Here is an 18,120-nt window from a genome sequence, read left to right as displayed (position 1 = left end):
CCTGACAAAAGTCAGGCCTTTTTTAATATTATAAGGGTTACCTATAGTGCTGCATCAATAGCATCGGTATATACCTTCTTAGGAGAAACTCCTACTTGTCTGTTAACGATTTCACCGTTCTTGAAAACTAAAACTGTTGGAATATTACGCACCCCATATTTTGCAGCAAATTCTTGATTGGCGTCAACATCTACCTTACCAACTACAGCCTTTCCTTCATATTCAGTACTAACCTCATCAATAATTGGACCTACCATTCTACAAGGTCCACACCATGCTGCCCAAAAATCTACAACAACTGGTTTATCACTTTTTAAAACTACCTCATCAAAAGTAGCATCTGTTATTTCTAATGCCATGTTTGTTTATTTTTTAATTATGCAAATTTAGTCAATTAATTAACGCTTTCCTTACTAACGTTATATTCGTTTTACCTATTGTAATATAAGTAAAGTTTATATGAAATAATGACCGAAATTGCATTAATTCAACTTGTAATGGACTTCTTTTCCTTCCAGCTCCAGCAATAGTTCCGTAGAGATCTGTACTTTCTGTTTTCTACAGGTTAAATTCACCTTGATCTCCTCCTCCATTTCGTAAACCACAAAACTCAATGGATGGCTTCCCTGATGCGATACCAAAGTATCCTTTAACTCATAGATCTGTTGTTCCTTTAATTGGCCTATATCTAGTTTGATGGTCAGCTTACGTGCATAGGCCTCCATCACGTCCTGAAGCATCATTACGGTATTGTACTGCAACCGTGGTTCACCTTTCTTTCCTGTATCCCTGTTGGTCCACCCCTCCTTCACAAACAACTTAAAATAGGCAAAGGAATTGATTATTAAAAAGTGTCTATATTTTAGGTACTCCTCCCCAAATATTCGAAACTCGTAGGTGTCGGTATAGTCCTCCAAAATAAAAGAGGCCCAGCCCTTGCCGTTTTTAGAAACCCTATGTTGAACATCGGATATAACCCCTGCTAGGGCAAGTTCCCTTCCCACAAAAGTTTCCATCTGATGTACATTGGAAATGGTGGCATTGCAAAACGCATTCATTTCCGTTTTAAAGTCATCCAAGGGATGACCAGAGATGTAGATCCCGACCACCTCTTTTTCCTGTCTCAACTTTTCCATGGTTCCCCATTCCTCACATGGTGGCACCACAGGCTCAGGAATCTGTACCTCACTAGCCTCACCAAAAAGACTTACCTGGGAAGAGTTTTCACTCTCTTGAAATTTAGCCCCATATTTAATGACCTTTTCCAAAAAGGTAATCCCATCCCCATCATCATGAAAATACTGCGCTCTATGCGTATCCCCAAAAGAATCGAAACCACCTGCCAGTGTAAGGTTTTCAAAAGCTTTTTTATTGGCCGCCCGTAAATCTATTCGTTTGGTAAGGTCAAAGACCGACTTAAACCTGCCTTCTTCCTTTCTGTTCTCCACTATGGTTTCTACGGCACCACGACCCACTCCTTTGATGGCTCCCATCCCAAAACGCACCGCATTTTGGTCATTCACCGCAAACTTGTAGTAGGACTCGTTCACATCTGGGCCTAAAACTTCCAAGCCCATACGTTTACACTCCTCCATAAAGAAGGTCACCTGCTTAATATCGTTCATGTTGTTGGATAGTACCGATGCCATATATTCCGCAGGGTAATGTGCCTTTAAATAGGCCGTTTGATACGCTATATAGGCATAACAGGTAGAGTGACTCTTATTAAAGGCATAGGACGCAAATGCCTCCCAGTCTTTCCAAATTTTCTCCAGAACATCCCTTGGATGGCCTTTCTTTTCCCCACCGTCCAAAAACTGTGGTTTTAACTTTTCAAGAAGGGCAAAGATCTTTTTACCCATTGCCTTTCGCAACACATCCGCATCACCTTTGGAAAATCCGGCCAATTTTTGTGACAGCAACATCACCTGCTCTTGGTAGACGGTAATACCATAAGTTTCCTTTAGGTATTCCTCCATATCCGCCAAATCATAGGTAATCTCCTCACGTCCGTGTTTACGGGCAATAAAACTGGGGATATACTCCATTGGGCCCGGTCTATACAAGGCATTCATGGCAATAAGGTCGTCAAAAACCGTTGGCTTCAGCTCTTTCATATGTTTCTGCATTCCAACAGATTCATATTGAAACACTCCTACCGTATCTCCTCTTTGGAAAAGCTCATAAGTCTTTTCGTCATCCAAAGGAAAATCATCTGGCACCAACGTAATCCCGTGTTTGGCCTTTACAATTTTCACAGTATCCTTTATCAGTGTCAAGGTTTTGAGTCCCAAGAAATCCATCTTAAGCAACCCAGCACTTTCTACCACAGAGTTATCAAATTGGGTAACATATAGATCTGAATCCTTGGCAGTGGCCACAGGAACAAACTTGGTAATATCATCTGGGGTAATGATCACCCCACAGGCATGGATTCCAGTATTCCGTACAGACCCTTCCAAAATACGGGCCATTCTTAAGGTCTGTGCCTCCAAATCATCGCCTTTGGCAATATTGAGAAGTTCATTCACCTTCTCCAATTCCTCTGCCCTAAATCTTTTTTTCAATTCTGCCTCGCTTACCTCAAATATCTTGCTCAACTTAGACATAGTCGGTATCAGCTTGGCAATCCTATCGGCATCCATCAACGGCAAATCCAATACCCTTGCGGTATCACGAATAGAGGATTTTGCCGCCATAGTGCCATAGGTGATGATCTGGGCCACTTGATTAGCACCATATTTTTTGATCACATAATCCATAACACGCCCACGACCCTCGTCATCAAAATCGATATCAATATCGGGCATAGACACCCTATCCGGATTTAAGAAACGCTCAAAAAGAAGATCGTATTTTAGTGGATCTATATTGGTTATGGTAAGACAGTATGCTACTACGGAACCTGCGGCAGATCCACGACCTGGACCCACAGAAACATCCATGTTCCGTGCCTCACGTATAAAATCTTCAGTAATCAAGAAATACCCTGGATACCCTGAATTCTCAATAGTTTGTAACTCAAAATCTATCCGCTCCCGAATCACATCCGTTAGTTCCGGATATCTTTTTTTGGCTCCTTCATAGGTGATATGACGCAAATAAGCATTTTCCCCCCTATTGCCTCCATCTGTCACGTCCTCCGCCACTTTAAATTCCTCTGGAATATTGAACTTGGGCAAAAGGACGTCCCTTGCCAATTCATAAGATTCGATTTTATTGACAACTTCCTGTATGTTCAAGATGGTCTCAGGAAGATCTTTGAAGATTTCCTTCATCTCATCAGACGACTTAAAATAGTATTCTTGATTGGGGAGTCCATACCTATAGCCTCTCCCGCGACCTATAGGGGTCGCCTGCTTTTCTCCGTCTTTTACACATAACAGAACATCGTGGGCATCCGCATCTTCTTTGGCACAATAATAGGTATTATTGGTAGCCACCATTTTTACCTGATGTTTTTTGGCCAGTTCCACCAATACTTGGTTCACCCGGTCCTCATCTTCTTGGCCATGGCGCATAATTTCCATATACAGGTCATCGCCAAATTGTTCTTTCCACCACACCAAAGCTTCTTCTGCCTGGTTCTCGCCAACATTCAATACTTTGGCGGGCACTTCCCCATAGAGGTTACCCGTTAACACAATGATATCCTCCTTGTACTGTTCTATGACCTTTTTATCGATACGGGGCACGTAGTAAAATCCTTCGGTGTAGGCTATAGAAGACATTTTAGATAGGTTGTGGTACCCATTCTTATTTTTAGCTAAGAGCACAATTTGGTATCCGTAATCCTTAACATTCTTGTTGTTATGGTCTTCACAAACAAAAAATTCGCAACCTAAAATAGGCTTCATTTCCTTTTCTAGGGCTGGTTCGCCTTTTTCCAAGGCTTCGTCATTTTTAGCCTTTACTTTTGCATTTTGGGCTTTTACTTCCTTTACAAAATGAAAGGCCCCCATCATGTTGGCATGGTCTGTAAGGGCCACAGCGGGCATATTATTACTTGCTGCAGATCGAACAAGATCTGCGATTGAAATGGTAGATTGAAGGACCGAAAATTGTGAATGGTTATGCAAATGCACAAACTCAGTATCGGAAAGAACCGCAATATTTTCTTTTATTTCTTCTTTTGAAATCTCAACTGTTTCATTGAGCCCCAATTGATTCGCGATTTTCTTAGAAGCCTTTTTGAGGTTGATGTGCTTTAGGCCTATCAGCCGTATTTCCTTAGGATTAGCCTCAGAGAAATTTTTAAAATACCCAGGCTGCACATCCAACTGCTCCACCGTAAACTCTTGTCTGCGAACTAACTCCAAGAAACATCGGGTAGTTGCCTCCACATCGGCAGTAGCGTTGTGCGCCTCTCCAAAGGGCTCGCCAAAAAGATATTGGTGAAGTTCCGTTAGTGTGGGCAACTTAAATTTCCCTCCCCTACCTCCAGGTATTTGACATAATTGTGCCGTATGTTCCGTACAGGTGTCCAAGACCGGCAGTTCTTGTAATGGGTTTTCTACTTGTAGTCTATGGAATTCTGCTCCCATGATATTAAGATCAAAACCTACATTCTGCCCAACAACAAACTTTGTTTTGGACATAGCGATATTGAATTTCTCCAGCACTTCCGCCAGTGAGATTCCCCTTTCCAATGATAATTCTGTAGATATCCCATGAATCTGCTCTGCATCATATGGAATATTGAACCCCTCGGGGCGTACCAAATAATCCTGACGCTCTATGAGGTTTCCCATGTCATCATGTAATTGCCAAGCAATCTGTATGCACCGTGGCCAGTTATCCGTATCGGTAATTGGGGCGTTCCATCGCTTGGGCAATCCGGTGGTTTCCGTGTCAAAAATAAGGTACATAGTGCGGGTTTATTTCATGGAAATTGAAGTTGTAAATCTACGGAAATACAACATAGATCAAAAGAGGATTTATCAGGAGTTATTAACGTCATGAAATACAAAAACCAGATGTACATCTGGTTTTAACTATATCAAAAAATATAATTTATGCTTATGCCATATGCTCATGGATGTTGGCTACTGTTAGGGACGATGTAATGGCATCCCTATGGCGCATCAACATGTTTTTGGTTGATGGTAGCAATGTCATGTCCTTATCCGTGATAATTTCGTTGTACTCCTCAAGACTTGCTCTTTCTCCACGTTTCACCTCTTCTAATAGCTTTTCACTTTTATTGGAAGACACTGCAGCCCTTAAATCCATCCAAGCTCTATGTATGTCTCCTATTGCACTTCCATCATTCTCCGTCAATTCTCCATATTGCACTATTTCTTTCTTCAACTCATGTCCCAAATCCGATCGTTGTTCCGCTCTATCGTTTAAAAATTTTTTAGTGGTCGAATTTTCAATTTTATCTTGAGCCAACTTGAATCCCTTTTCGGCATCGTATGTTTTTTCTAATAAATTATTTAATCGGTTTGAAATTTTTTCTGAATACTTCATTCTATCTCTCTTCATTTTAATTATTTCCTTTATTAACTACTTTCGATAACATTTTACAAGCTACAAGATGTTAGCACTCTGCCAAGTTCTAGCTCGAGTTTGGCCTAAATTTAACAAGATATCTTATGGTCTATTATGGGATTTGCACCTAAAATTGAATTTTTGTTCAATTTCTTGATTACCACATAAAAAAGAAATATTATATTTGCATCCGCTTGGGATATATTTAGCGAATAAAAGAATTAATAATCAAGGGTCGGGCACCCTACAAATTAATGTGATATGCCAGTAAAAATTAGATTACAAAGACACGGTAAAAAAGGAAAACCATTCTATTGGGTAGTAGCTGCTGATGCACGCGCTAAAAGAGATGGTAAGTATTTGGAAAAATTGGGAATCTACAACCCAAACACCAACCCTGCAACAATTGAACTTAATGTTGATAGTGCTGTAACCTGGTTACAAAACGGTGCTCAACCAACTGAAACTGCTAGCAGAATTCTATCTTACAAAGGAGTTCTTCTTAAAAATCATTTGGCTGGTGGTGTTCGTAAAGGTGCATTGACCGAAGAACAAGCAGAAGAAAAATTCAACGCTTGGTTGGCACAAAAAGAAGAAATCGTATCAGGTAAGGTAGGCGGCTTAGATAAAGCTAAAGACGAAGCAAAAGCTAAAGCTTTGGAAGCTGAGAAGGCTGTAAGTGAAAAGCGTGCCGCTGAAGCTGCTGCAGCACTTGCTCCAGAAGTTGAAGAAGTTGCTGAAGAAGAAGCTACTGAACCAGTTGCTGAAGAAACAGCTACTCCTGCTTCCGACGAAGCTGCTACAGAAGAAAAATAAGCTAAAGATAGAACGATGACAAAGGAAGAATGTTTCTACCTAGGTAAAGTCGTTTCAAAATACAGCTATAAGGGTGAAGTATTGGTGAAAATTGATGCTGATGAACCCGAAATTTACGAAAACATGGAATCAGTATTCGTTTCTTTAGGAAACAATCTGGTTCCATTTTTTATTGATAAATGTGTACTCCACAAATCCAGCTTACTTCGCATCCGGTTTGAAGAGGTTCAAGACGAGTCTGCAGCAGATAACATCATGGGTTCAGAACTTTACTTACCCTTAAAATTCCTTCCTAAACTTACCGGTAACAAATTTTATTACCACGACATTATCGGATTCCGTCTAGAAGACAACATCCACGGAGATATAGGCATCATTCAAGGTGTAAACGACTCAACCTCCCAAGCCTTGTTTATAGCTAAAAAAGGAGATAAAGAATTGCTTATCCCCATAAATGATGAAATTATTACCCATGTAGACAGAGATGCCAGAACCATTCATATCACTACCCCAGAAGGTTTGGTAGACCTGTATTTAGGATAAGAACATAACAAACCTCCTTCTCAATTATTTTTATAACTTCAGTAATCACAAGTATAAAATATTGGAGAAAACCTACTACTTTTAGACTATATTTAATAGGCTAATTACTATAATCTAATGATTCATCCTAAAACAGAACTTAGGTTCATCAATAATGAAGTTGGCTACGGCGTAGTAGCTACTGAATTTATTCCAGCTGGTACCATTACTTGGGTATTGGATAAATTAGATAGGAGTTTTACTCAAGATCAGTTGACCGCTATGGATCCCCTTTACCAATCCATTCTGGACACCTATACCTTTAGGGATAACCAGGGCAAATACATTTTGTGTTGGGACAATGCTAGATATGTAAACCACAGTTTCAATTCTAACTGTCTTACCACGGCCTATGATTTTGAAGTCGCAATAAGGGATATTCCTGTCGGAGAGCAGCTAACGGATGATTATGGGTACCTTAATATCCCAGAACCCTTTGAGGCTGTAGACGAAGGAACCGAACGAAAAGTGGTCTACCCAGACGATTTATTAAAATATCACAAGACATGGGACAAAAAACTACTGAAAGTATTCCACAAAATCCCAACCTTAGAACAACCCTTAAAGTCCCTGATTTCGCAGAAGTTGTGGGTAAAAGTTACGGAGATTGCCAATGGCAAAATCCCTATGGACTCCATTAAGGAAAATTATTATAATGGGAAATAAAACTAAAACATCACTAACTCTGGTTTAAATATTCAGTAAAACGAGTACCTAAGCAGTCTTTAAAACAGCAACAATAATCAGGTGTTGAAATAGTACTCTTACTTATCTTTGCAATGCAACTATAATTTAATTTTCCTGCTTTTCTAAATTTATCTGAAACCACATCAATTTATAATTAAAGTAATTTTGACCCAAGACTGGCATCTAAATAAATTATGAGTAAACCCTTTCAGTTTAAACAATTCTCCGTAGACCAAGACCAATGTGCCATGAAAATAGGCACGGATGGAGTGCTTCTAGGAGCATGGAGCAACATTAACAAAAGACCTTTTGCTATTCTGGATATCGGTTCAGGTACTGGACTTATTGCCCTAATGCTGGCACAACGCAGCGATGCCGAAATGATAGACGCCATAGAAATTGATGGGAATGCCTATGAACAGAGTGTGGAGAACTTTGAACGTTCTCCTTGGGCAGACCGACTTTATTGTTATCACGCGGGTTTGGATGAATTTGTTGATGAACTGGATGAAAAGTACGACCTGATTGTTTCTAACCCACCTTTTTATAGCGAAGAAATGCCCAGTGGAAATGAGGCGCGGGATATTGCCCGTCAAAACAGTGCACTCCCTTTTGATGAACTGTTGGATGGCGTTAGCAAACTACTGGAAGATGAAGGAATATTCTCTACCATCATACCATTTAAAGAAGAAGAGGCTTTTATAAAAATGGCCTCTAGTTTCAATTTATTCGCCAATAGGATTACACGAGTAAAAGGAAACCCTACCACGGAAACGAAACGAAGCCTTTTGGAATTTAGTTTCTCAGAAAATAGTATGGACCTCGGTGAACTGACTATAGAAGAAGAACGTCATCATTACACCCAAGAATATACAGAGCTCACCAAAGAGTTTTACCTTAAAATGTAACTTATAGACGTCTGCGAATGGGCCTCGTTAAACAGGTAGGTCCTCCTCCCCCTTTAACACTTATTTCCTCACCAACATAGGTATGCACTTCACAACCTACATTTCTTAGCAGGGCTTCGGTTTTATCATTTCCAGCTACCATCAGACAATGTCTTGGACCAATGGCTAATACGTTACAACCCATGGAATTAAACTCCTCTTCAGGAACTTCCAATAATTCCATACCCCGTTTGAGTAGCTCCTTCCTAAAATGAATGGGAAGCAACGGAGAATAGACCACGGCCAAATCTTTATCTACAGGGCTAAAGACCGACATTAAATGAAAAACATCCGATGGCCCTTTATAATGCGGCAATTCCACCACCAATACTTTAATGGAGAAGGGAGCTAATAGATTTTTCAATTGTTTTATGCCGTCTTCATTGGTGCGATAGGAATGCCCCACTGCCAAGGTGGACTCATCCAACCAAGCGACATCTCCTCCTTCCAACGTTCCCGGAGCCAATATTTGTCCTAAAATGGAGACATTATTCTTTTTATAAACCACCTCCTGCACCTTGGGTTCTGGAATTCTTCTTTCTTTGCCCATTCGGCACAGCACCACCCCAAAATTGGTCACTATAGCAGCATCCCTAGTGTAAATGGCATCTATAGAAACAGCAGCATCCTGTGGCTGCCTTAGTATAGATGCACCTTTGGATTGCAACAACTTTTCAAAGACGTTAAACTCTGCTTCTCCCTTTTGAAAATCAGGTTTAGAGAGATAATTGAGTGCTTTCCACTGGTTTTTCAATTTTTGTTCATCAACAAATGCATTTGCTACTGAATTGATCAACACCAAATCCAGTTCATGATATTCTGAATGACAGGTATATTCCATAAATCAACTGTTAGTCTTTATCCTTTTTCCTTGTTTTCATCAATACATAAAATGGAATTCCCGACATTAACAGTATAAAACCATAGAAAACAGCAGGTTCCCCTGCTCCAAATATGGCCCAGAGTGAAAACAGAAAGGCCATTCCCCCTAAAGAAACCACACTAACGGTATTCTTAAGAGCCAATTTTTCTTGCAAGACAAGAAGCACATACGCAGCCGTAGAAAATAAATAAGGAATCAAACAACATAAAGTGGACAGTAAGACAATAAATTTAAATTGCTCTACCAGACCATCAGTGAAGTTTAAAAGCATGATGACAGAAGTTAAAAAACTTCCAATAACCATTCCCAATACTGGGGCTCCATGTTTATTTTCCCTTTTAAATATGCGTGGAAACAAGTCGTCCTTTGCAGTAGCCATGGCCACTTGTCCTTGTACCAGTATCCATCCGTTTAAGGCTCCAAAAGCGGCAATTACCGCACCTGCACCCACCAAATCACGTCCCCATTCCCCACTCATAATTTCCATGGCATCTGCAAAAGGTGTAGGTGACTCCGATAGGATATTGGCAGGAATCATTCCCATGACAACAACGGTCCCTAATAGATACACCACCGTTGTAATGATAGTACCTATCATTGTCGCCTTAGGAATAGTTTTTTCCGGATCCTTAACATTCCCCGAGGGTACCGTAGCACTTTCTATCCCTAAAAATGCGTATAGGGTCATGGTCGCAGTTATGGCGATGGCACTAAAATTTGATTTGCCACTGATATTGAAAGGATAAAAGTTTTCAGGATTGAAAAAGAAAAACCCACCAAGGATAACAATAAATAGAGGGGATAATTTTAAAATGGTCGTAATCAATTGCATTTTTCCAGAAGCCCTTACCCCTCTCGAGTTTAGTGCCGTAAGCCCCCAAATGGCACTTAAACCAACCAAAACCGCTATTATTGGGTTTTGGTCCAAAATAGGAAAAAAAACGCTTAAAGCACTAACAAATGCTATAGCGATGGCCGCGTTACTTGTCCATACCGATATCCAATAGCCCCAGGCCACTAAAAACCCAGCAAAATCACCAAAGGCAGCTTTAGTAAAAGCATAGGGGCCTCCACTTTTGTTGGCTACAAGAACACTAAGTTTACTAAATACCCTAGCAAGTAAAAGCGCTCCAAATGCAGAAAAAAGCCATCCAATAGTGCTGATACCCCCAAAAGATGCCAAAGCTGCTGGCATAAGAAATACACCAGCACCAATCATATTGCCAATTACCAAGGAAGTGCTCGTCCAGAGTCCTATTTTTTTTATTTCAACAGGTTTGGCCATAAAAATTGATTACTGTAAGATCTCATTATAAATTAATTAAATTTGAGAAGAAATCCCTTGCCAAGTTACAATATAATATGATTATGAACTTTTATATAGAATCGGATATCACAAAAGCATTTACTTTGCCTGCCTCATTTTACAGAAATCCCAAGGTTTTTGAGGCAATTAAAAACGATATTTTTTATAAATCTTGGCAGTGGGTAGGACACGAAAATTTAGTGGAATTGCCTCAACAACAATATCCTTTTACCCTTTTGGACGGTTATTTGACAGAACCTGTAGTTTTGACAAGGGACGAGGGGAATCATGTTCATTGTTTATCCAACGTATGCACACATAGGGGGAATTTGGTGGTGGCCCAAAATTCCAATACAAAAAAATTGATCTGTGGTTATCACGGAAGAAGATTTCAGTTGGACGGTACTATGGAACATATGCCTGAATTTAAAGAGGCCCAAGATTTTCCTAAACCGTGCGATAATCTTTATAAATTTCCATTGTGCCACTGGGGGCCATTTATGTTTATGGGCCTAAATCCAACGTTTAATATAGATGCCGTTTTGGAGGTCATGAATGAACGAATAGGATTTTTACCATTACATGATTTTAAATTAGATGAAAGTCGCTCTAAAGAATATATGGTACATGCCCATTGGGCGCTTTATTGTGATAATTATCTAGAAGGCTTCCATATTCCTTTTGTGCATGACGACCTAAACAAAGCATTGGATTATAGTAATTACGAGACCTTATTATTTGATCATGTGAACCTACAGATTGGATATGCCCAAGGATCTGAGGAAATTTTTAATTTTCCAGAAAGCCATATTGATCATGGAAAAAGTATCGCAGCTTATTACTTCTGGGTCTTTCCCAATATGATGTTCAATTTCTATCCATGGGGTCTTTCAGTAAACATTGTTCACCCATTGGGCCTAGAGAGCACTAAAGTTTCTTTTCAATCCTATGTCTATGATGAGAGTAAATTAGACAAGGGAGCGGGATCTGGCTTGGATAAGGTAGAATTGGAAGATGAAGCGGTCGTAGAAGGCGTCCAAAAAGGAGTGAACTCAAAATTTTACAAAGCAGGTCGTTTTTCCCCTACTAGGGAAAAAGGCGTACATCATTTTCACCGTCTCTTAGCCCGTTTTCTTAATAGCCGAGAATAAGAAGTTAAAATAAACAAGGGTTGGCCAATAATGTAACACGGCAGCCTTGTAATGTTATATTCCTTTAATTATCTTTGAGTAAAATAAAAGCCCATATGAAGCCAGATTTGTTTGAAGCTCCCGATTATTACAATCTTGACGATCTATTATCAGAAGAGCATAAATTGGTGCGTGATGCTGCCCGTCAATGGGTAAAGCGTGATGTTTCCCCCATCATTGAGGAGTACGCACAGAAAGCGGAGTTCCCAAAACAAATAATTGGCGGCTTGGCAGAGATAGGTGCTTTTGGTCCCTATATCCCACAAGAATATGGTGGGGCAGGTTTAGACCAGATTAGCTATGGCCTAATTATGCAAGAAATAGAACGAGGTGATAGTGGAGTTAGATCTACGGCTTCTGTGCAGTCGTCCTTAGTGATGTATCCTATCTACACCTATGGAACGGAGGAACAACGAAAAAAATACTTGCCTAAATTGGCATCAGGGGAGTTCATGGGCTGTTTTGGACTTACAGAACCCAACCACGGATCTAACCCTGGTGGTATGGAAACAAAATTTAAGGATATGGGTGACCATTACCTTTTAAATGGTGCGAAACTCTGGATCTCCAATTCCCCCTTCGCTGACATTGCTGTGGTATGGGCCAAAAATGAAGAAGGAAGAATCCATGGCCTAATCGTGGAACGTGGTATGGAAGGCTTTTCTACTCCCGAAACTCATAATAAATGGTCTTTAAGAGCGTCCGCCACAGGAGAGCTTATTTTTGATAATGTTAAAGTCCCAAAGGAAAACCTATTACCGGGCAAAAACGGTTTGGGAGCACCTCTCGGTTGTTTAGATTCTGCCAGATATGGCATTGCATGGGGTGCCATTGGTGCTGCCATGGACTGCTATGACACGGCTTTAAGGTATGCCAAAGAGCGTATTCAATTTGGTAAGCCTATTGGAGCTACACAGCTTCAGCAGAAGAAATTAGCGGAAATGATTACGGAAATAACAAAGGCACAACTATTAGCCTTTAGATTGGGACAATTAAAAAATCAAGGAAAAGCTACTACTGCCCAAATTTCTATGGCCAAGCGTAACAATGTAGATATGGCGATAAAAATAGCCCGCGAAGCAAGACAGGTATTAGGAGGTATGGGAATTTCTGGGGAATACAGTATTATGAGGCATATGATGAACCTAGAAAGTGTGATCACGTATGAGGGCACCCATGATATACACCTCCTCATTACAGGAGCCGATATTACCGGATTTCAGGCGTTTCAATAGGACTTAAGAAACTTTCACATTCAAAAGATAATTAGACAAATGTTGTCGTAATTTGTCCATAGAAATAGGTTTGGTAAAATAGTCGTTCATTCCTGCTTCCAAGGCAATTTCAATGGTTTCTCGGGTGACATCGGCTGAAAAGCCCATGATTACAATATCTTTATTGGTCTTACGTATGATTTTTGTAGCTTGTAATCCGTCCATCACAGGCATATGAATATCCATAAATACTAAGTCATATGCATTTTTTTGAACTTCCGCTACAGCCTGCTCCCCATCAGAAACCCAATGTGCTTTAATACCCATAGTTTCCAATGCCTTTTTTAATACAATTACATTGATCTTATTATCATCCACAATTAAGACTGAGACTCCTACTAGATCTGCTTCTTTTTCAGATGCGATATCAATCACCTTGAATGCATTTTGTTTGTAATCCGCCAAAGGGAATTGTAGACTTACTTGAAACTCAGTGCCATTATTTCTTAAACTTTCCGCTTCAATATGACCTCCCATCAACTTTACCAAATTATAGGTAATATATAATCCAAGCCCACTGCCCTCGTGCTTTTTGGTAATCCCCGAATCTACCTGCGTAAAACGATCAAAAATAGTTTTAATTTTGTTTTTGGGTATTCCAATTCCACTATCCTTGATCACCAAATTGACCAATAGATTGTTTTCCAAGACTTTTTCATGGTAGGCTAAGTGAATACCGCCCTTATCTGTAAATTTTAAGGCGTTGCGTAGGAGGTTGGTAATAATCTGTCCAAATTTACCCATGTCTCCTATTCCACAAATACCACTATCAGGAGCATCCAATTGAAGATAGAGTCCTTTTTGTTCTATACTTGGTTTATAAATACTAATAATATTGGCGATTTCCTTGGAAGGTGAAAAAGAAATATTTTTGAATGTGCTTTTCCCAGATTCAATCTTATCTATCTCTAAAATATCATCAACCAAAAGCAATAATTTTTTAGAAGAGATATCCATTAAAGCAAGGTATTCCTTTAAAGAGCTTTGGATATTAGAGGCTTTCAAAACTTCTATGAAACCTAAGATAGCATTCAAAGGTGTCCTGATCTCATGGCTCATATTGGATACAAATTCAGTTTTTGCCCTGTTGGCCTTTTGAGCCTTTAGCTGTTCCTTCTTAAGATCCCTATTTAATTCTCTTAGTTTTAAAATGGATTCTTTATATCGTTTATTTTCAGTGCGAGATGCTCTGTAAAAATAGATAAGTGAACTTGAAACAATAGACAGTAACATTCCAAAGACAAAAGCTATGAACATAGTTTCCTTTCTATCAGCCAGCATATCTATATGTTTTGGCATAAGGGAAAAGGTCCACTTTTGTTGATCTAAGGAGTCTACCAAGAAGGAGGTGGCATACTTATAGTCCTCATGGAACTTTGATGGTCTAGGATTATTATGAGCATAAAAGATTGTTCCATTCTCGTCCCTAATTTCAACGGCATACACATCCAGATCTGAAGCCAAATGATTGAAGGGGTTTGTAAAATCCATACCAGCCGTGATAGTACCTTGAAGTTTTTCATCAAAATAAACAGGTACATCTACCAAAAAGGCATTTCCTCCTTGGGTAAGATTCACCCATGCTGTTATATTGGTTTTACTATTCTGGCTATGTTCCCTCCATTCCTCTGCCCTGTATAATTTAGATATGTCCAGTCCCACAACTGCTTCATTTCCTTTCAAAGGCGTTATCTTACTAATAACCATGGAACTGTCTATCCATTCCACAAATTTGAACGAAGGATTTTGATCTAAAATTAATTGCGCATCCTCTTCCCAATACTTAAAATAACCTCCATTGGTCATCTCAATTCGTTGTTTAAGGTTTTCCAAGGCCTTTATATTGTTTTCTATGGAAGTATAAAATTCTTGTGATCTCAAAAGTCCTGAGGTTTGTATCTCATTCTTTAACAAAGTCTTTTGTGTCTTCAAGGTTTTGTTCCATAAAATGACAGCAACAACCATTAAAGTAATAAATACCAACAAGGGAAATATTAACTCCTTCTTCGAAAATTTAAACGACATATTTAGATGCTATTAGGGGAACTAGAATCAATTTATTTTAAAAATTAAATCCTTGACGATAAAAACCTAAACCATTTGTAAGGCATTTATTACATAAACATAATACATTTGAATTCAATCACACAATTAAAATTACAATATATAGGGATTTTGTTGTCAAATACACATATTTGTATATAAGAATAAATCCTACCTGTCCTTTAATTGATTGTTGTATTGTTAGTTCCTAAGACCAAACTTCGTATGTATTTAAAATAAAAAAGCAAGGGATGAGAAACCATGGTTTTCCATCCCTTACTATGAACTAAAATTATCCATTAAATTATGCTATCACATTAAGCGGAGTTTCTACTAGCGTTAATGTTTCCATATAAAGATCTTGTCACTATCTTTTCATACAATTCTTTATGGTCCGATCCTTGTCCTATTTTCTGAAGAGCATACTGTTGGATTACCAATAATGGCAATACAATGGCCTCTCTGATTTTTATGGATTCCCTGGATACCGCCTCTTCCTCCATTAATATTTTGAAATTAGAAATCAGAAGGAGCATTTCTTTGGACAAAAGGTATTCGTTATATAAAATATTCCAAAATTCGCCATATTCTTTATCATCCTTAATATAGCCCGTAAGTTCAAAATAACATTTGGATAAAGCCATCATACTATTCAGCATAAGCGCCTTGAAAAAAGGCACCTCTTGGAAGAGCTGTTTCACCTCATTTAGCTGTCCCCTGTCCTTTAAGGTCTTTATAGCGGTCCCAATACCAAAATATCCTGGTACATTTTGCTTTAATTGGCTCCATGACCCCACAAAGGATATAGCCCTAAGATCGGTTAATTCCAATTTCTCCTTGTTGCCTCTTTTCCCAGGCCTACTGCCTATATTAGCTTTATTGTAATATTTTAAGGTACTCTTTTCCTCCAAATAAGGCATAAACTTATCATGATGTTTAAGGGCATTATATTTTTCAAAACTGAGTTCAGAGAGCTCTTCCATTAATTTTCTCATCTCTTTTGAAATTGAATTTTCTTTTCCAAACAGATCATTGGATAGACCCGCAGTAAGCAATTGTTCACAATTGTGCATAAACAGGTCCTTAGTACCATAATTACTAGTGATAGTCTGACCTTGAATGGTAAGTTGTATTTCATTATTAGCTATATCCTTGGTCTGTGCAGCGTAAAAACGATGTGTTTTTCCACCTCCACGTGCCGGTGGTCCGCCACGACCATCAAAAAATATCGCCTTAATATCCCTTTGTCCACAAACTGCTGATAAATTTTCTTTGGTTTTAAATATGGACCAATTGGCCTTTACATAGCCCCCATCCTTAGTTCCATCAGAAAAACCTAGCATAATAGTCTGTTTATTATCCCTATATCTAACGTGAGCTCTATATTCCGGCAAATCAAACACCCCATTCATGGTGGCATTAGAGGTAGCCATACCATTCATGGTTTCAAACAGAGGTACAATATCAAAAGGAATTCTTCCCTCTTCCCAATCCCCACACCATCTCAATAATCCATAAACGAAAAGCACGGAAAAGATATCTTCGGAATTGCTTATCGCATATCTGTTGCATCCTTCCTCTCCATTTTTAATTTGAATATTATTTAGCTGGGCTATATTTTGTATAGTATCCCTTACCAAGTCATCCTCAAAATTATCGTATTGTAGTTTAAAATTTTTATGTACTAAATGATCAACCAAATCAGCTTCAGTTAACTCTTCCAAACTTTCTTTAATCACTCCTTGTTGCTTCAATATAGCTACTACCGTATTCCTATGCACAATATGGTCTTGCCTTATATCCAAAGTGGCAAAATGTGTTTTAAATATTTTGACCTTATCTATAAGTTGATCCAGATCTTTTAAGTACAATGAATTGTACTTCTGGATCAATATCTCCCTTATTTGTGAGAGGGGGCCAATTATATCTTGGTATCTCATGACCTTTTCCACATTGAACATGGTCATATAAAGTTTGCTCCTCAAGCCATTTAGCAAATCCTGTAAATCTGTAAAACTTAATTTTTGTTGTAGCACTTTTACATCGTGGTAATAGCATTTCATTAGAGTTGTCCTAAGTTCATCTGCAACTTCGTTGGTCATTGCAGCGGTTACAAAAGGATTGCCATCCCTGTCCCCCCCAGGCCAGAATCCCAATTTCATAATATTATGATTATTAAAGTCTTGGTTTTGTATGTGTTCTTTTATATAGGAATATAGTTCACCAATTGCATTATAATATACGTTCCTTAAAATATGAATGATATTTTTTGCCTCTACCAGAGGAGTAGGCTTCTTGGCGTTAATAAGAGAGGTAAGTCCCAACTGCTGAAGTGTAAGATCTATCTCGTTAATCTTGTTATCCACAATCAAGGATCTAAGGTTATCCATGATGTCCAAAACTGCAGGTGTGTAAAACTGTGTTGGGTGAGCAGTTAATACAATGCGTGCACTAAAGGTTGATAACTTCTCGGATATCTCGTCCCAACTTTTATTATTCTCTACCATTTGGGCGTAATCCTTTATGGTCTGCGAATTGCTATGTTCTTGTAATTTTGGAAATGCAGCATCCTCTACACTATCATAAAGCACGACTTGCCGTTCTACATATTGAATAATGTTAAACATAAAATCAATCCTATCCTTTTCCAATTCTATATTGGCATAGTTCTGAAAAAAAGCATCCAAAATCTCTAAAGGATTTTTACCCGATTTAAGTCCCTCATCTGCTTGTTGCATCAATAAAGGAATCAATATACCTACATTCTCTATATTTCTGTAGGGTAAACTCAGAAATAGGCTGTTATATACATTAAACTTATTATTGACAGATTTCCTAAACTCTTCTATTCGTTCCAATTTTGGCATGGCTAAAGTGTTATGAATTGTACATTAATTTT

The 18,120-nt window shown here is 38.8% G+C and carries 13 protein-coding genes; 6 read left to right on the top strand and 7 right to left on the bottom strand.

Annotated elements, in window-relative coordinates; all coding sequences use genetic code 11:
• Window positions 1-41: 41 nt before the first annotated feature.
• From trxA to ABXZ36_RS11490, 3 genes are all read right to left on the bottom strand, one after another.
• Window positions 42-359 carry a thioredoxin gene (gene trxA / locus ABXZ36_RS11500; RefSeq protein ID WP_354615778.1) on the bottom strand — a complete coding sequence of 106 codons (318 nt, stop codon included), beginning with the start codon at window positions 357-359 and terminating at the stop codon, window positions 42-44.
• Window positions 360-482: 123 nt separating this feature from the next.
• On the bottom strand, window positions 483-4,868 hold the full coding sequence (dnaE, locus tag ABXZ36_RS11495) for a DNA polymerase III subunit alpha (RefSeq protein ID WP_354615776.1): 4,386 nt from the start codon (window positions 4,866-4,868) through the stop codon (window positions 483-485).
• A 151-nt stretch (window positions 4,869-5,019) separates the two neighbouring features.
• Entirely contained in the window at window positions 5,020-5,487 is a 468-nt protein-coding gene (locus ABXZ36_RS11490) for a ferritin-like domain-containing protein (RefSeq protein ID WP_354615775.1), read from the bottom strand.
• Between the two features lie 267 nt (window positions 5,488-5,754).
• On the opposite strand from ABXZ36_RS11490, the gene ABXZ36_RS11485 reads away from it, so the two are divergent.
• The 4 genes from ABXZ36_RS11485 to ABXZ36_RS11470 all read left to right on the top strand — a co-directional run bounded on the left by ABXZ36_RS11485 (window position 5,755) and on the right by ABXZ36_RS11470 (window position 8,486).
• Window positions 5,755-6,309, top strand: coding sequence for a 30S ribosomal protein S16 (locus ABXZ36_RS11485; RefSeq protein ID WP_354615773.1), 555 nt, complete (start codon window positions 5,755-5,757; stop codon window positions 6,307-6,309).
• Window positions 6,310-6,324: 15 nt separating this feature from the next.
• A complete protein-coding gene (rimM, locus tag ABXZ36_RS11480) occupies window positions 6,325-6,852 on the top strand; it encodes a ribosome maturation factor RimM (protein WP_354615771.1) in 528 nt (175 codons plus the stop codon).
• Between the two features lie 117 nt (window positions 6,853-6,969).
• A complete protein-coding gene (locus tag ABXZ36_RS11475) occupies window positions 6,970-7,557 on the top strand; it encodes an SET domain-containing protein (protein WP_354615769.1) in 588 nt (195 codons plus the stop codon).
• Between the two features lie 215 nt (window positions 7,558-7,772).
• Window positions 7,773-8,486, top strand: coding sequence for a tRNA1(Val) (adenine(37)-N6)-methyltransferase (locus ABXZ36_RS11470; protein ID WP_354615767.1), 714 nt, complete (start codon window positions 7,773-7,775; stop codon window positions 8,484-8,486).
• Between the two features lies 1 nt (window position 8,487).
• Here ABXZ36_RS11470 and ABXZ36_RS11465 read toward each other — a convergent pair whose 3' ends face one another.
• On the bottom strand, window positions 8,488-9,366 hold the full coding sequence (locus tag ABXZ36_RS11465) for a dimethylarginine dimethylaminohydrolase family protein (RefSeq protein ID WP_354615765.1): 879 nt from the start codon (window positions 9,364-9,366) through the stop codon (window positions 8,488-8,490).
• A gap of 10 nt (window positions 9,367-9,376) precedes the next feature.
• The gene (locus ABXZ36_RS11460) at window positions 9,377-10,693 is read right to left on the bottom strand and encodes an amino acid permease (RefSeq protein ID WP_354615763.1); all 1,317 of its coding nucleotides are present in this window, start codon (window positions 10,691-10,693) and stop codon (window positions 9,377-9,379) included.
• 83 nt (window positions 10,694-10,776) lie between these two features.
• On the opposite strand from ABXZ36_RS11460, the gene ABXZ36_RS11455 reads away from it, so the two are divergent.
• Together ABXZ36_RS11455 and ABXZ36_RS11450 are read left to right on the top strand one after the other, a co-directional pair.
• Window positions 10,777-11,865 carry an aromatic ring-hydroxylating oxygenase subunit alpha gene (locus ABXZ36_RS11455; RefSeq protein WP_354615761.1) on the top strand — a complete coding sequence of 363 codons (1,089 nt, stop codon included), beginning with the start codon at window positions 10,777-10,779 and terminating at the stop codon, window positions 11,863-11,865.
• A 95-nt stretch (window positions 11,866-11,960) separates the two neighbouring features.
• Window positions 11,961-13,139 (top strand): acyl-CoA dehydrogenase family protein, encoded by a 1,179-nt coding sequence (locus tag ABXZ36_RS11450; RefSeq protein ID WP_354615760.1) that lies wholly within the window; start codon window positions 11,961-11,963, stop codon window positions 13,137-13,139.
• 3 nt (window positions 13,140-13,142) lie between these two features.
• Here the strand turns inward: ABXZ36_RS11450 and ABXZ36_RS11445 are convergent, their stop codons facing one another.
• Window positions 13,143-15,203, bottom strand: a complete 2,061-nt coding sequence (locus tag ABXZ36_RS11445; RefSeq protein WP_354615758.1) for a response regulator — start codon at window positions 15,201-15,203, stop codon at window positions 13,143-13,145.
• 335 nt (window positions 15,204-15,538) lie between these two features.
• Complete coding sequence (locus ABXZ36_RS11440; RefSeq protein WP_354615756.1) at window positions 15,539-18,088, bottom strand: phosphoenolpyruvate carboxylase; 2,550 nt, start codon at window positions 18,086-18,088, stop codon at window positions 15,539-15,541.
• Window positions 18,089-18,120: the final 32 nt, after the last annotated feature.

Origin of the sequence: Sediminicola arcticus (assembly GCF_040566695.1) — a bacterium.
GTDB lineage: Bacteria > Bacteroidota > Bacteroidia > Flavobacteriales > Flavobacteriaceae > Sediminicola > Sediminicola arcticus.
The sequence above is the reverse complement of the archived record's forward strand: the minus strand, read 5'-3'. Positions and strand labels throughout refer to the sequence as shown.

Excerpts from the sequence above, each read along its gene's own strand:
- trxA (WP_354615778.1), bottom strand. The coding sequence starts at position 359 with ATGGCATTAGAAATAACAGATGCTACTTTTGATGAGGTAGTTTTAAAA.
- dnaE (WP_354615776.1), bottom strand. The coding sequence starts at position 4,868 with ATGTACCTTATTTTTGACACGGAAACCACCGGATTGCCCAAGCGATGG.
- ABXZ36_RS11490 (WP_354615775.1), bottom strand. The coding sequence starts at position 5,487 with ATGAAGAGAGATAGAATGAAGTATTCAGAAAAAATTTCAAACCGATTA.
- ABXZ36_RS11485 (WP_354615773.1), top strand. The coding sequence starts at position 5,755 with ATGCCAGTAAAAATTAGATTACAAAGACACGGTAAAAAAGGAAAACCA.
- rimM (WP_354615771.1), top strand. The coding sequence starts at position 6,325 with ATGACAAAGGAAGAATGTTTCTACCTAGGTAAAGTCGTTTCAAAATAC.
- ABXZ36_RS11475 (WP_354615769.1), top strand. The coding sequence starts at position 6,970 with ATGATTCATCCTAAAACAGAACTTAGGTTCATCAATAATGAAGTTGGC.
- ABXZ36_RS11470 (WP_354615767.1), top strand. The coding sequence starts at position 7,773 with ATGAGTAAACCCTTTCAGTTTAAACAATTCTCCGTAGACCAAGACCAA.
- ABXZ36_RS11465 (WP_354615765.1), bottom strand. The coding sequence starts at position 9,366 with ATGGAATATACCTGTCATTCAGAATATCATGAACTGGATTTGGTGTTG.
- ABXZ36_RS11460 (WP_354615763.1), bottom strand. The coding sequence starts at position 10,693 with ATGGCCAAACCTGTTGAAATAAAAAAAATAGGACTCTGGACGAGCACT.
- ABXZ36_RS11455 (WP_354615761.1), top strand. The coding sequence starts at position 10,777 with ATGAACTTTTATATAGAATCGGATATCACAAAAGCATTTACTTTGCCT.
- ABXZ36_RS11450 (WP_354615760.1), top strand. The coding sequence starts at position 11,961 with ATGAAGCCAGATTTGTTTGAAGCTCCCGATTATTACAATCTTGACGAT.
- ABXZ36_RS11445 (WP_354615758.1), bottom strand. The coding sequence starts at position 15,203 with ATGTCGTTTAAATTTTCGAAGAAGGAGTTAATATTTCCCTTGTTGGTA.
- ABXZ36_RS11440 (WP_354615756.1), bottom strand. The coding sequence starts at position 18,088 with ATGCCAAAATTGGAACGAATAGAAGAGTTTAGGAAATCTGTCAATAAT.